The 12,860-nt window shown below is 70.6% G+C and carries 12 protein-coding genes; 9 read left to right on the forward strand and 3 right to left on the reverse strand.

Annotated elements, in window-relative coordinates:
- Window positions 1-178 precede the first annotated feature (178 nt).
- The 4 genes from V1227_RS12090 to V1227_RS12105 all read left to right on the forward strand — a co-directional run bounded on the left by V1227_RS12090 (window position 179) and on the right by V1227_RS12105 (window position 7,047).
- Window positions 179-406: a phosphopantetheine-binding protein gene (locus V1227_RS12090; RefSeq protein WP_329794011.1), complete on the forward strand. Its 228-nt coding sequence runs from the start codon at window positions 179-181 to the stop codon at window positions 404-406.
- Entirely contained in the window at window positions 403-1,623 is a 1,221-nt protein-coding gene (locus V1227_RS12095) for a beta-ketoacyl-[acyl-carrier-protein] synthase family protein (RefSeq protein ID WP_329792605.1), read from the forward strand. The genes V1227_RS12090 and V1227_RS12095 overlap by 4 nt, the downstream gene beginning before the upstream one ends.
- A gap of 32 nt (window positions 1,624-1,655) precedes the next feature.
- Window positions 1,656-3,497: an acyl-CoA dehydrogenase family protein gene (locus V1227_RS12100; protein WP_329792606.1), complete on the forward strand. Its 1,842-nt coding sequence runs from the start codon at window positions 1,656-1,658 to the stop codon at window positions 3,495-3,497.
- Window positions 3,498-4,149: 652 nt separating this feature from the next.
- On the forward strand, window positions 4,150-7,047 hold the full coding sequence (locus V1227_RS12105) for a helix-turn-helix transcriptional regulator (RefSeq protein ID WP_329792607.1): 2,898 nt from the start codon (window positions 4,150-4,152) through the stop codon (window positions 7,045-7,047).
- A 209-nt stretch (window positions 7,048-7,256) separates the two neighbouring features.
- On the opposite strand, the gene V1227_RS12110 is transcribed toward V1227_RS12105, so the two are convergent.
- Window positions 7,257-8,009 carry a nuclear transport factor 2 family protein gene (locus tag V1227_RS12110; protein ID WP_329792608.1) on the reverse strand — a complete coding sequence of 251 codons (753 nt, stop codon included), beginning with the start codon at window positions 8,007-8,009 and terminating at the stop codon, window positions 7,257-7,259.
- A 54-nt stretch (window positions 8,010-8,063) separates the two neighbouring features.
- Here V1227_RS12110 and V1227_RS12115 point away from each other — a divergent pair, with 54 nt between their 5' ends.
- Window positions 8,064-8,885 (forward strand): AraC family transcriptional regulator, encoded by an 822-nt coding sequence (locus V1227_RS12115; protein WP_329792609.1) that lies wholly within the window; start codon window positions 8,064-8,066, stop codon window positions 8,883-8,885.
- A 288-nt stretch (window positions 8,886-9,173) separates the two neighbouring features.
- Here V1227_RS12115 and V1227_RS12120 read toward each other — a convergent pair whose 3' ends face one another.
- Complete coding sequence (locus V1227_RS12120) at window positions 9,174-10,040, reverse strand: aminoglycoside phosphotransferase family protein (RefSeq protein ID WP_329792610.1); 867 nt, start codon at window positions 10,038-10,040, stop codon at window positions 9,174-9,176.
- A 22-nt stretch (window positions 10,041-10,062) separates the two neighbouring features.
- On the reverse strand, window positions 10,063-10,323 hold the full coding sequence (locus V1227_RS12125) for a GNAT family N-acetyltransferase (RefSeq protein ID WP_329792611.1): 261 nt from the start codon (window positions 10,321-10,323) through the stop codon (window positions 10,063-10,065).
- Window positions 10,324-10,639: 316 nt separating this feature from the next.
- Between V1227_RS12125 and V1227_RS12130 the strand changes: the two genes are divergently transcribed.
- Genes V1227_RS12130 through trxA form a run of 4 tightly spaced genes read left to right on the forward strand, consistent with a single transcriptional unit; the run spans window position 10,640 to window position 12,789 of the window.
- Window positions 10,640-11,659 (forward strand): DUF6745 domain-containing protein, encoded by a 1,020-nt coding sequence (locus V1227_RS12130; protein ID WP_329792612.1) that lies wholly within the window; start codon window positions 10,640-10,642, stop codon window positions 11,657-11,659.
- Window positions 11,660-11,667: 8 nt separating this feature from the next.
- A complete protein-coding gene (locus tag V1227_RS12135; RefSeq protein WP_329792613.1) occupies window positions 11,668-12,060 on the forward strand; it encodes a hypothetical protein in 393 nt (130 codons plus the stop codon).
- Window positions 12,061-12,103: 43 nt separating this feature from the next.
- Window positions 12,104-12,490: a MerR family transcriptional regulator gene (locus V1227_RS12140; protein ID WP_236224849.1), complete on the forward strand. Its 387-nt coding sequence runs from the start codon at window positions 12,104-12,106 to the stop codon at window positions 12,488-12,490.
- The gene (trxA, locus tag V1227_RS12145) at window positions 12,481-12,789 is read left to right on the forward strand and encodes a thioredoxin (protein WP_090099099.1); all 309 of its coding nucleotides are present in this window, start codon (window positions 12,481-12,483) and stop codon (window positions 12,787-12,789) included. Before V1227_RS12140 ends, trxA begins: the two co-directional genes overlap by 10 nt.
- The last annotated feature ends 71 nt before the right edge of the window (window positions 12,790-12,860 follow it).

The raw sequence follows: 12,860 nt of genomic DNA on the forward strand, positions 1-12,860 counted from the left end.
CTCCCGGTAACCCGCTCTTCCCGACACGGATGACCTCGTCGGCACCGCTGCGGAGCGCGACCAGGTGCTGCGGTTTTCCGCAGCCTGCGTGAGCCTGTCGTGACGCACGGTGGTCGCAAACATCCCATCCCCCGATGTGCAACCCCCGACGGCTACCAGAGGAACCGCCTTGTCCACCGTGTACGACACCCTCGTCGAGATCCTCACCACCAAGTTCGCCGTTCCGGCGGACGTGATCAACGAAGACACCGCGCTCGAAGAGGTGCTGACCGACTCCCTCGACGTGGTCGAGTTCGGCGTCGTCGTCGGCGAGCGCTACAACACCCACCTCTCCGACGACGAACTCTCCTCGGTGACCACGATCGCCGATGTCGCCGCGCTGATGAACACCAAGGTCGCGGCATGACCGCACGCCCCGACGTGGTGATCACCGGGCGGGGCGTGGTGACCTCGGCCGGCACCGGCGTCGACGACAACTGGAAGCGCGTCAGCGCGGGCGAGCCCACCGCGGTGCTCGGTCCCGACCTCGGTGTGCTCGGCACCCAGGTCATCTGTCCCGTGCAGGACTTCGACGCGCCGGCGCTGCTCGGTCACGACGCCCGGCGCCTCGACCGCTACAGCCAGCTCGGTCTCGTGGCCGCGACCGAGGCGGTCGGCGACGCGGGACTGCGGAGCGACGAGTGGGACGGCAGTCGCGTGGCCATCGTCATGGGCGTGTCGGTCGGTGGCGTGGAAACCCTGACCGCACAACACGTCGCGCTCCTGCAGCGGGGTCCTGCCGCGACCTCACCGCTGACCATGCCGATGTCCCTGGTGAACATGATCAGCGGGCAGCTCGCCATCCACCTGCGGGCGACCGGCCCCAACCTGACCGTGTCGACCGCCTGCGCCTCCGGGGCCACCGCGATCGGGACGGCCCGGCAGCTGCTGCAGGCCGACGCGTGCGACATCGCGATCGCCGGCGCGGCCGACGCTTCGCTCGTACCGCTCATCCTGGCGGCCTTCGCCAGGATGGGCGCGCTGACCAAGCGCTCGGCGGACCCCCTCCGCGCGTCTCGCCCGTTCGACCGCGACCGCGACGGGTTCGCCGCGGCCGAGGGCGCGGCGGTCGTGGTGCTGGAACGGGAAAACGACGCCCGCGCCCGGCGTGCGCCCATCCGCGGCCGTGTGCTCGGCTACGGCGCTTCCGCCGACGCCCACCACGTCACCAGCCCGCACCCGGACGGGGTGGGCGCACAGGCGGCGATCCGGGCGGCACTCGCCGACGCGGGCCTCACCGGCGCCGATGTGGACCACCTCAACGCGCACGGCACGTCGACGAAGCTGAACGACCAGGCGGAGGCGAAGGCGGTGCGCTCGGTGCTCGGCGACGAGGTCTCCGTCTGCTCCACCAAGGGCGTGACCGGCCACCTGCTGGCGGCCGCCGGCGCGGCCGAGGCCATCTACGCCTCGCTCAGCATCGAGCACGGGCTCGTCCCTCCCACGGCCAACCTCGAGCACGTCGACCCGGAGATCGACCTGGATCTCGCCAGGGTGCCGCGGCAGCAGTCGATCGACGTCGCCATGAGCACCTCGTTCGGGTTCGGTGGCCAGAACGCCGCGCTGGTGATCGGCGCACCTTGATGTCCGACCACGCACACCGAGGAGCAGACGGAGTGGTCCTGCACGAAACCCGGTCCGAGGCGCCCGCACGGCTCGCCGCCGACCAGGCCGCCGAACTGCGCGACCTGCTGCGGTACGGCGCGGCCGACGACCACGACAGGGTCGCCAAGCTGTTCTCCGCCGAGCTTTTCGACCACGTCGAGGGCCGCTCTCCCGCGGAGAACGCCGCGCTGGTCTACCGGCGGCTGCGGCACGTCAACGCCGAGCTGGGGCCGGCTCGCGAGTTCGTCACCGAGGACCTGGACCGCTTCCTCGTGCTGCACGAGTGGGCAGGCGTGCTGGACCCGACGCTGGTGTCGGTGCTCACCATCCACTACAACCTCTGCCTCGGCGCCGTCCTGGAACTCGGCGACGACCGTCCCGAACTCGCCGCGGTGGCCGACGAGCTGGCGCGGATGGACTCGGTCGGCGTCTTCCTGGCAACCGAGCTGGGTTACGGCAACAACGTCGCCGAGATGCGCACGCGTGCGGTGTACGACCGTTCCACCGACGAGTTCGTGCTCACCACACCGAGCCATGAGGCACGCAAGTTCATGCCCAACACCGGTCTGGACGGCGTGCCGAAGATCGCCGTCGTGCTGGCACGGCTGGAGATCGACGGGACGGACGAGGGCGTCTTTCCCTTCGTGGTGCGCATCCGCGACGAGAACGGGCCCTGTCACGGCGTCGACGTCCAGCCGCTGGGCGACAAGCCCGGTCTGGCACTCGACAACGCCGTCACCACGTTCCGCGGTCTGCGCGTTCCCCGCGCATTGCTGCTCGACGGCGCGGACCCGGTGATCGGACCGGACCGAAACCGCACGGCTGCGGCGAAGTCCCTGCGCCGCAGGTTCACCCGGTCGATGACCCGTGTTCAGACGGGCAAGCTCTGCCTGTCGTCCGCCACCGCGGCAGCCGCCCGCGCGAGCCTGTTCATCGCGGTGCGACACGGCAACAGCCGGCACGTCACCGTGTCCGGGGGCCGCTCCGTGCCGGTGACGGCCTTCCGCACGCACCAGACCCAGCTGCTCGACGCGCTGGCCAGGACCTGCGCCGTCACCGTGCTGCTGAACGACACCCGCAGGCGCGTGCGGGACACCTCGCTCGACTCGGCCGGGACGAAGCGGGCGCTGGCGATCACCAAGGCGCTCGTCACCTGGACAGCGCAGGACGTGGTGACGACCTGCATCGAGCGGTGCGGCTCGCGGGGGATGTTCACGCACAACCGGATCTCGTCCTACGTGTCGCTGATACAGGGTTCGGTCACCGCCGAGGGCGACAACCAGGTGGTCGTGCTGGACGCCGCGAACGAGATGCTGCTCGGCCGCGGCTACACCCCGCCCGGCGACCGGCCCGGCACGGGATCGCTCGACGACCCGCGGTTCCTGCTGCGGTTGTTCCGGCACCGCGAACGCGTGGTGCACGAACAGGCCCGTGCGGCTCGCAGGGACGGTGACGACCCGTTCGACCGGGCCAACCGCGCCGGGCTGCTCGCCGCCGAGCTGGGCAGGCTGCACGGCGTCCGGCGGGCTCTCGAGGAGTTCGACGTCGTGGTCCGGCGGGCGGGCCTGCCGCGGAGCGCAGCGGTGCTCACGTCGCTGTTCCTGCGGTTCGCCGTGTCCGAGCTGGACAGGGACGCGGCCTGGCACCTGTGCGACGGCACCCTGTCCCCCGCTCAGGTGCGGGAGATCCCGTCGCTCATCGCACGGCTCGACGAGCACCTCCTGCCGCACGCCGAGGACGTCGTCGAGGCGTTCGGCATCACCAACGACGTCCTGCGCGTCCCGATCGCGGCCGAGGACTACGTCGAGGCCTACGCGCGGCTGCTGCCGGTGTCCGGCCTGCCGCTGACCTGAGCACGCGAGGCCGACCCCGGAAGACCACAGGAGCCGCTGGAGCGCTCTCACGCCAAGGGGCGACGCGATGATCGCTCCCGGGAAGACCCGCACCACGCCGCGGTGACGGCGGGATCTCGTGCACGACCCCGCCGCGTTTCCGGCACCCGGCGGACCGCTCACCAGGGCGGCCGTCAGCCTCCACCGCCATCCGGCGAACACCACGTGCCGAGAGCCGTCCGCATCGGGACGTCGGCTCACCGGCGCCTCGCCCGAGACCGATGCGGTGAATCTTCCACGTCAGCGGCATCAATGTGCGCACGGCGTTTCCGCCGTCGTGAAGATCGTCCGACGGCGTGATTTCACTCACTCGAAGATCGCCAAAGCCCCGGGAGTGAGCACACCGCGTTTCCGGCAGGGCCGGAACTTCAAGTTGAACGTGTGACAAATCTCGGCGTAACGGATACCCGGCTACGGCGTTGTCGAACCCCCGCGCGGGTTCGCACCCTCGTGAACTGCGGATTCATCCTCGGAAAAGTCCTACCCCCACGAGAGGTCATCAACTTGACCAAACGGGTACTCCCACCGTGAAATTAACAGGACGCCCTATATGACCAAGGTGTGAGTCACGTAATACCCGAATGGCCTAGCCGACAACCACGGAGCGCGCAGAATGGTCCCCGACTCGCAGCACCACCGGAATACCGGCAGCCGGACCACTCTCGTCGGCAGAGGTCCGGAGTTGAAACGGATTGTCGATGCTCTCGAGGCGACGAAGCACGCGACCCCCGCCACGCTCCTGATCGAAGGCGCGACCGGCATCGGCAAGACGACGCTGCTGGACGCGGCGTGCGACCTCGCCCAGGCTCGCGGGTTCGTGGTCTGCCGGGCGAAAGCCTCGCCCATGGAGCGGGAGATGCCCTTCTCCGTCGTCCAGCAGCTCTTCGAGCACCTGCGCGAGGAGCTGTCCGCGGGCCAGGGCGGTGAGGGGGCACCGCACGGGCACGGCGCCATCGCCGGGCACTTCACCGCTGAAGTGCACGACCTGGAGGACGTCCACGTCCAGCGGGCGGTCCGGGACGTCTACCGCTTCACGGCCCGTCTCGCACAACGCGCACCGCTCTGCCTGGTCGTCGACGACGTGCAGTGGGCGGACGTGCCGTCGTTGCGCTGGCTGAACTACCTGCTCCACCGCATCGCCAGGCTCCCGGTCGTGATCCTGCTGAGCCGCACGCCCGGGATCCGTCCGGCCGATCCCCTGCTGATCGCGGAGCTGGAGCTCTACTCCCAGTCCATGAGGCTCGCGGTCTTCACGGCGCAGGACGTCGTGCAGCTCACCGAGCAGGTGCTCGGACGCGCACCGGACGGGAGTTTCGTCGAAGCCGTTCTCCAGGCCACCAGCGGCTGTCCCATGGTGACGAGTCACATCCTGCGCCAGATGCGGGAACGGTCGACCCCTCCGGACGAAGAGGCCGCGGCCGCCCTGCCCGGCCTCGACCCCGAAGAGCTCGGCCGATCGATGCTCGCTCGGCTCAACCGCCAGTCACGCCAACTCGTCGAGGTCGCCAAGGCGATCGCCGTCGTGGAGCCGGACGACCTGGACCTCCTGACCGCTGTCATGGGCGTGAGCAACGGCGCGGCCTCCGACCTGGTGCGGCAGCTGGAGGGGATGGGGCTGCTCGCACCGACCGGCGAACTCGCGTTCTCCCACCCGGTGATCAAGAGGGCGATCGACAGCGCGGTCTCCTACCAGGAACGCGAGGAGTTGCACGCCAAGGCCGCGCGACACCTGCACCACACGCGGGCGCCCGCTCCTGTCGTGGCACACCACGTCCTGCGAACGTTCTCCCGGTTGGGCGCCTGGGCGGTGGCAGCCCTGCGCACCGCTGCCGACACCGCGACGATCGCGGGCGATCCCCGCACCGGCGCGAAGCTCCTCAGCAGAGCTCTCGACGAGGAACTGTCCACCTCGCAGAGGAAGGACCTGCTGGTGCGGCTCGGCCTCGCCGAGGTCTACTTCGACCCGCGGATGGCCGTGGTGCACCTGGAGGAGGGGATGACCGGGCTGGACGATCCGGAGGAGGTCCTCGCGGTCGCCTGCCGCCTCGCCCAGGTCCTCTACTTCGACGGCGCCTACGACAGTGCGAGCGAGGTGCTGCGCCGGACCAAGACCGAGATCGAGTCGAAGATCCCCGCGGTCGTCGACATGCTGCGCCTGCTGGAGCGGATCACCGTGCCTTCCCGGGCCCCGACAACCGGTCAGGTGGATTTCCGCCGGTTCGACGAGCAGGAGTGGCGCCGCGGTGACGAGCACGGCCGCAGGCTGGCGGGACTGATCGCCGAGGACGCCAGCAACCGCGGCATCGACCTGCCGCTGTGCCGGAAGGCGGCGCTCGTGGCGCTGTCCGGCGGAGCGCCCGCCATCCTGCACTACCCGCAGCGAATGGTCGGGGTGCTCAACTCCCTGCTGCGCGCCGACGAGGCGGAGCTGGTGATGCGGTACTGCGACGAGATCCTGCTCGAGGCCCACCGAGAAGGGTTGTCGTTGATCGTCCTGCTCGGCCACACCCTCCGGTCGCGGGCGCACTACCACCGCGGGTCCTTCGCGGAGGCGGTCGCGGACGCGGAGCTCGCGTTGTCCGCGGCGCGAACAGCGGCACTCCCCCCGGACCACTTCGGACAGGTCTACGCCGTCGACGCCCAGGTTCGCGCCCAACTGGCCCTCGGCGACGTCAAGGCGGCGGAGGACGCGCTCCGGCCGTTCGGCAGGTTCAGGGCATTGCCGTCCACCTGGCACCACACCGCACTGCTGCACTCCAGGGGCGCGTTGCGCATGGAACTCGGCGACACCGAGGGAGCGCTCGCCGACCAGCTCGAGTGCGGTGAGCGGTTCGAGGCGTGGGGCCGGCCCAGCCCGGCGCTGCGCCCCTGGCGGTCGTACGCGGCGCTGGCGCACCTCCGGCTGGGGCAGCAGGATCCCGCCCTCAACCTGGCGTTGCGGGAGGTGGAACTGGCGCGGAAGTGGGGTGCGCCGAGCGTGATCGGCCGTGCGCTGCTGACGATGGGCATCGTGACCGGCGGCGCCGCCGGTGCTCCGTGGCTCACCGAGGCGGAGTCGGTGCTGCGGCCGTCGTCCGCGCGGATGCTGCACGCACAGGTGCTGCTGGAACTCGCCGGCACGCTGGGGGAGAAAGGACAGCACAACACCGCCCGGCAACACCTCGCGGAGGCGAAGAAGCTCGGCGAGCAGTGCGGCGTCGCCGTGGAGACGGAAGAAAAGCCCGCCGACCCGGGCTCCGCCCGCACCGCACGGGCCCGGATCCCGCAGCCGGCCGAACCGACGAAGGTCGTGCCACCCGGTCCTCGAGCCAACGCGCTCGCGCTGACGCCGCACGAGCACCGAGTGGCCGGGCTGGTGCTCGAAGGGAACTCCAACGACGAGATCGCGCGCAAGCTGAGCGTCTCCCGGCGCACGGTCGAGTTCCACCTCACGAGCATCTACCGCAAGCTCGGCGTGCGCCGCCGGACCCAGCTGCCCTCCGCACTCGCGGGATTCGTCTCGCGGAGGTGACGACTTCGGCGTTCGCATGAAGAGGTTCGTCGCGGCAAAACAGACGCAAGACGAAGTGCCTCAACAGTCGCACGTGGACACAATTGACACATCAACACATCAATCCCGGGATCCATATTCTCCACGACTCGGCATAACTGCACTGCTGCCCGAGCCGGCTTGGCGACAGGTTCGCCGAGCCGGCACCGTCCGGCAGGGTGACGAGCACGTCAGAACAGCCCGTTGGGGTGCGGCAGCGCCGCGGGGACCGGCGTGATGACGTCCCAGTGCTCGACGATCTTGCCGTCCCGCACGCGGAACAGGTCCCAGTAGGCGACCGGCTCGCCGAACTCGCCCTCCGACTGCAGCAGCACGAGATCGCCCTCGGCGACGACGCGGTGGACGGTCTTGTAGACGAGGTTCCTGCCCTGCTCGGCCCACTTCGCCGCGGCGGCGCCGAACCCGTCGAGCCCGTCGGCGGCCTCGGGGTTGTGCTGCAGGTAGGTCTCGGTCGAGATGTAGTCGGTCAGCGCCGAGTAGTCGGCGTCCTGGAGGATCCGCTGCGCGAACTCCTCCACCAGGGCGCGGCTGCGTTCGGTGTCCTCGCCGGTGGGCCGCGCGGGACCGTCCATCTGGGACCGTCCGCTCGCGGTCTCCTCGACGACGGGCGTGAGCGCGTCCCAGTGTTCGGCGAGCTTGCCGTCCTGCACGCGGAACAGGTCGAACGCGACCAGCGACTGCGGCCCGAAGCCGTGGTAGACGCCGTGCAGCGCCACGAGGTCGCCGTCGGCGACCACGCGCGCCAGTTCGTAGCGGAAGCCGTCCGGCAGGGTCGACACGAGGCCCCGCAACGCCTCCGGCCCGTCCGCGACGAGCGAGCTGTGCTGGCGGTAGTCCGGGGACACCCAGCGGTCCACCGCGGACGGGTCCCTGTCGCCGAAGAGTTCGCCGGTGGCCTTGAGCACGAGTTCCTTGTTGTTCATGGCTCCACAGTGGCCCAGCGGTCGCTCCGCACCGAGGTAGGATCGTGCCTCACCATGGTCAAAAGTGGACAGGTCGCGCAGTTCGGCTTCAGCAACCCCGACCGCGGCAAGCTGGGCCTCGAAGCGCTCGACCTGGCCGCACTCCGCCGCAGGCTCACCGCCGACACCCTGACCAAGGTGCACCGCACCGACTTCCACCAGCTGTTCCTGGTCACGTCGGGCACCGGCCGCACCATGGTCGATTTCGTGGACCACCCCTGCTCCCCCGGCACGCTGCTGCACGTCAGCCCCGGTCGCGTGCTGCGCCTGCCCAGCGGTGAGCTGGAGGCGTCCGTGGTGCTCTTCACCCCCGCGTTCCCGGCGTCGGCACCCGCCGCCTTCGGCCCGGTGCGGCGTTCGGTGCCGCGGGCGGAGATGGCCGTCTTCACCCGTGCCGCGCAGGACCTCCGCCAGGAGTACCGCCGCAACCTGCTGACCAACGAGCCGGTGGACCTGCTCCGCGTGTTGCTGGGCGCCTTCCTGCTCCGCGTCGCCCGGCTGCCGACCGGCGACCACCCCGCGCGGCTGGACCCGCGGTTCGAACGCTTCCAGCACGAGCTGGAGCGCTCGTTCGCCACGACCCGCAACGCCGCCGAGTACGCGGCGCGGATCGGCTACTCGCCGCGCAGCCTCAACCGCATCTGCCTCGCCGCGACCGGGCAGTCGGCGAAGGCGTTGATCGACGCGCGGGTGGCGCTGGAGGCCAAGCGGCTGCTGGTGCACACCGACCTGTCCTCGGCCGCGATCGGGCACCGGCTGGGGTTCGGCGAGGCCACGAACTTCACGAAGTTCTTCATCCGGGAGACGGGCACGTCACCGGGGGCGTTCCGCCAGTAGCCGGCCGAGGGCGTGAGGTCGCCCGCGTCGCCGGTGGAGATGTCGTGGCGGCCCCGGTAGGTGGTCCACGGCTCGTCGCCGGTGCCGATCGTGGAGATGTCGCCGGCCAGCCACCGCACCACCGACCACCGGTACGGGTGGTCGTCGTGGCCTCGCCCAGCTCCAGCGGTTCGGGCAGGGCGACCGGGAGGTGCGGTGCGAGCTTCGGCACCACCCCGAGGGCGAACCCCTTTCAGCGGGGGAACCGGGACCCGACCAGTCCGTCCACAACGGACACGTCGATCCGCATCAGTCGTCCCAGCCCGGGCAGAGCTGGTCGAGGGTGCGGCTCGCGATGCCCGCCAGGAACCTGTTGGTCTCGCGGTAGTACGGCAGCGCGAGCACGGCGAGGTGCAACGCCCACCCCCGCGCCCGTGCCCAGTCCGCGTCGTCGAACTCGGCGAGTTCGCGCTGGAAGAGCTTGCGCCCGCAGGAGTCGAGGTAGAGCCAGGCCGTCATGAGGTCCGCCGCCGGGTCACCGACCCCCGCGCTCCCCCAGTCGATCACACCGGTCAGCGAGCCGCCGGTGAACAGCAGGTTGCCCTCGTGCAGGTCGGCGTGCAGCCACCGCCCCGGCCGCTCCCACCGGGGCGCGGTCAGCGACTCCTCCCAGATCGCCGTGAGCCGCGGGTTCCCGCCGATCTCGGCGATGCACGACCGGACCGCCGCGTCGTCCTCGATCCCGCTCACCCGGCCACGGCCGGTCTTCCACGGCCTGTCACCGGCGTCGACCGACTGCAGCGCGCGGACCAGCTCGGCCAGCCGGATCGCGACGTCCTCATCGACCGCCTCGGCGGGAGCCATCACGCCGTCGACCCACCGCACCACGGACCACTGGTGGGGGTAGGACTCCGTCGGCGAGCCCAGCTCCAGCGGCTCCGGCACGGCGACCGGCAGGGAAGGCGCGACCACGGGCACGACCTGAGCTTCATGGGCGGCATCGCCGGACGACCACTCGCGGCGGGGCAACCGCACCGCGAGCTCGTCACCCAGGCGGTAGAGCGCGTTGCTGGTGCCGCCGTGCGCGACCTCCCGGATCGGCAAACCCCGCCAGTGCGGGAACTGCGTGCGGACCAGTTCCCGCACGAGAGCCACATCGGTGGCGATCTCGGACATCGATCAACTCCCCGGAGGTCAGCTACGCATGCAACACCGTCCCCACGGCCTCGGCAACTCGTTTCTCGAACGGCAGCGGTCCGGCCGGCGGGACCGCCACGTCGAACAACGGCGTGCAGCCCGCCGCCAGGTACAACCCGCGCGCCTCCGGCTGACGCGGACCGGTCGTCAGGTACAGGCGCCGGTAGCCGAGCCGGGCAGCCTCGTCCTCGAGCAGGAGGAGCACCCGCCGTGCGAGGCCCTGCTCAACAACAACCACGACGACCCGCAGCAGTGGCAGCACGACCTGCTCGCCGAACTGGCCGCACCGAAGTACCGAGGCGGCAATCGTGTGAACGGGCGGTATCTGTCCGGGCGGACGTCGCGGAAGTGCTCCCGCGGCCACAGCACATCGCGCTAGCCGCGAACCGGAGCAAGGCGCCCCGCCATCCGGGTCCGTTCAGTCGGGACGGCCACAGGGTGGGAAAGCTCGGCGGTTCGGGAATTTTTCGAGCAGGCGCCGAGAACGAGGCGCGGGCTTTACGGGCTTGCCGGATCCCACCACCACCTGTCACGATCTTCCCCATGTCGACTCGAAAGGGCGTGCGCGCCCTCGCGCTGTGAGCGCACCGAGCGGGCTCGAGGCCCGCTCCCCAGAAGGTCTCCCGCTCCACGAAGACTGGCTCGCCCACGCGCTGAGCACCGCTCCCGCCGATCGTCCGGCCGCCGAAGACGCCGTGGCCAGGCTCTACGCGGCCATCGGCAGGCCACCGCCGGAGTTCGCGTGGGTCCGCTCCCCCGCGAAAGCCACGGCGGTGCTGCCCGCCGCGGGCCCCTTCCGCTTTCCCGGCGACTGGCAGACCACCGAGGCCAAGATCGCCGCGCTCCTCTCCGGCCTGCGCCGCCCGCTGTGGCGCAGAGGTGAGTGGAAAGGCGAGTGGCGGGCCACGGGGGAAGGACTCCGCCGGATCGTCCGCGAATCCATTGTGCCGGCGGTGAACTCGACGATGCCGTGGTCACCGGGCATCGGCTGGTCCGGCCAGCACGACGCCGACTGGCTCGCGGAGTTCGACGCGCGCCGGCAGCTGAGGGGCCCGCTCCTCGACGCCTGGGCGACCATCACGAGGTCCACCGGCTGGTGGTGGCCCCGAGAAGGCCTGTGCGTGATGTCAGACCGGCCGACCGACGTGCACACCGACGCGAACTCGTTGTTGCACAACAAAAGCGGACCGGCCATCACGTTCGCGGACGGCACCGGCGCCTACGCGTGGCACGGCAGGACCGTGCCGCGCTGGGTGGTCGAGGAACCGGACGTGGTCCGCATCCTGACCGAACCCGACGCCGACCTGCGCATGGCCGCGGCCGACAGCCTCGGCTGGGAGCGCTACATCGCCGAAGCGGACCCACCACTGGCCGCCAGAGCACCGGATCCGGGCAACCCGGGCTTCGACCTGGAGCTCTACGACCTGTGGCCCCGCACCAGGATCTTGCTCGTCGTCAACGGCTCCGTCGAGCGCGACGGCACCCGACGGCGCTACGGACTCCAAGTGGGCCCGTGGGTGCGCGACCCGGTCCAGGCCGCGGCCGAGACCTACGGCCTGCGCAAAGACCAGTACCTCCAACTCCTACGACGCACGTAAAACACACCATGAACCTCGCTGAACTCGTCGGCCGCACCAGCGTCGACACGCTCGACCACCTCGAGCGGCAGACCACCGTCCCCGTCGTCGACGGCCTGCAGGCCCAGGGCGACCTGATCGTCATCCCCTTCTCCGCACTCGACACCCCACCCCACGACAACGCCGGGCGGTGGGTGCCCGCCGAAGGCCTCCACCTCATCTCGGGCACCGGCGGACGCAACCCGCACGTCCTGGTCGCCGATCCGGACACCTGCCGGTGGTGGCCCACCGGCACCGAACTGGCTGCCTTCCGCAACCCCGCGCCCGTCTACCTGCTGCACCCCGAGCACGGCGGCACCGGCATCGCGCCGGATCGCTGGGTCGTCCGGCGGCAGCGGGTCACGGGACCGTCCGCGGACTGAAACGGTTGCCTTGACGTGAGCGTCAAGGTTTAGCGTTCGGTCCATGAGGATCGGCGAACTGGCCAAGCGAGCCGGCACCACCACCCGTGCGCTGCGCTTCTACGAGTCCCAGGGGCTCCTCGAGGCGCGGCGCACGTCCAACGGCTACCGCGAGTACGGCGAGCACGACCTGCGGCTGGTGCGGGAGATCCAGTCGTTGCAGGCGGTCGGGATGTCCCTGGAGGACACGCGACCGTTCGTGGCGTGCCTCCGTGCCGGGCACGAGTCCGGTGACTCGTGCCCTGACTCGCGGGAGGTCTACCGGCGCAAGCTCGCCGAGGTGGACGCCTGCCTGGAGCGGCTCACGGCCGTCCGGGAGTTCCTGCTGGCCGGTCTCGCCTTCCAGGACCCGTGCCTCGTGCCCGAACCTGAGGAGTTCCAGTGCAGCTGACCGACGCCACGTTCGCGGAGAAGACGCGGACCGGCACCGTGCTCGTCGAGTTCTGGGCGCAGTGGTGCGGGCCGTGCCACATGCTCTCCCCCGTGCTCGACGAGATCGACCGCGAGCGCGACGACCTGACCGTGCTCAAGATCAACGCCGACGAGAACACCGCCAGCGCCCGTGACCACCAGGTCATGTCGCTGCCGACGATGCTGCTGTTCCGCGACGGCGTGCCGATCCGCCAGATCGTGGGAGCGCGACCCAAGGCCCGGCTGCTGGCCGAACTGGATGACGCGCTGCGCGCGTGAGCCGCCTATCTTCTGGCGCATGCCCGGTCTCGAACTCGTAGTGGTGCTGGGCGTGTGCATCCTGGCGAGCA

The sequence above is a fragment of the Lentzea sp. DG1S-22 genome (assembly GCF_036321065.1).
Lineage (GTDB): Bacteria > Actinomycetota > Actinomycetes > Mycobacteriales > Pseudonocardiaceae > Lentzea > Lentzea jiangxiensis.

Bases quoted from the DNA above. Each gene is read 5' to 3' on its own strand.
- V1227_RS12095 (WP_329792605.1), top strand. From the start codon at position 403: ATGACCGCACGCCCCGACGTGGTGATCACCGGGCGGGGCGTGGTGACC.
- V1227_RS12105 (WP_329792607.1), top strand. From the start codon at position 4,150: ATGGTCCCCGACTCGCAGCACCACCGGAATACCGGCAGCCGGACCACT.
- V1227_RS12110 (WP_329792608.1), bottom strand. From the start codon at position 8,009: ATGAACAACAAGGAACTCGTGCTCAAGGCCACCGGCGAACTCTTCGGC.
- V1227_RS12115 (WP_329792609.1), top strand. From the start codon at position 8,064: ATGGTCAAAAGTGGACAGGTCGCGCAGTTCGGCTTCAGCAACCCCGAC.
- V1227_RS12120 (WP_329792610.1), bottom strand. From the start codon at position 10,040: ATGTCCGAGATCGCCACCGATGTGGCTCTCGTGCGGGAACTGGTCCGC.
- V1227_RS12135 (WP_329792613.1), top strand. From the start codon at position 11,668: ATGAACCTCGCTGAACTCGTCGGCCGCACCAGCGTCGACACGCTCGAC.
- V1227_RS12140 (WP_236224849.1), top strand. From the start codon at position 12,104: ATGAGGATCGGCGAACTGGCCAAGCGAGCCGGCACCACCACCCGTGCG.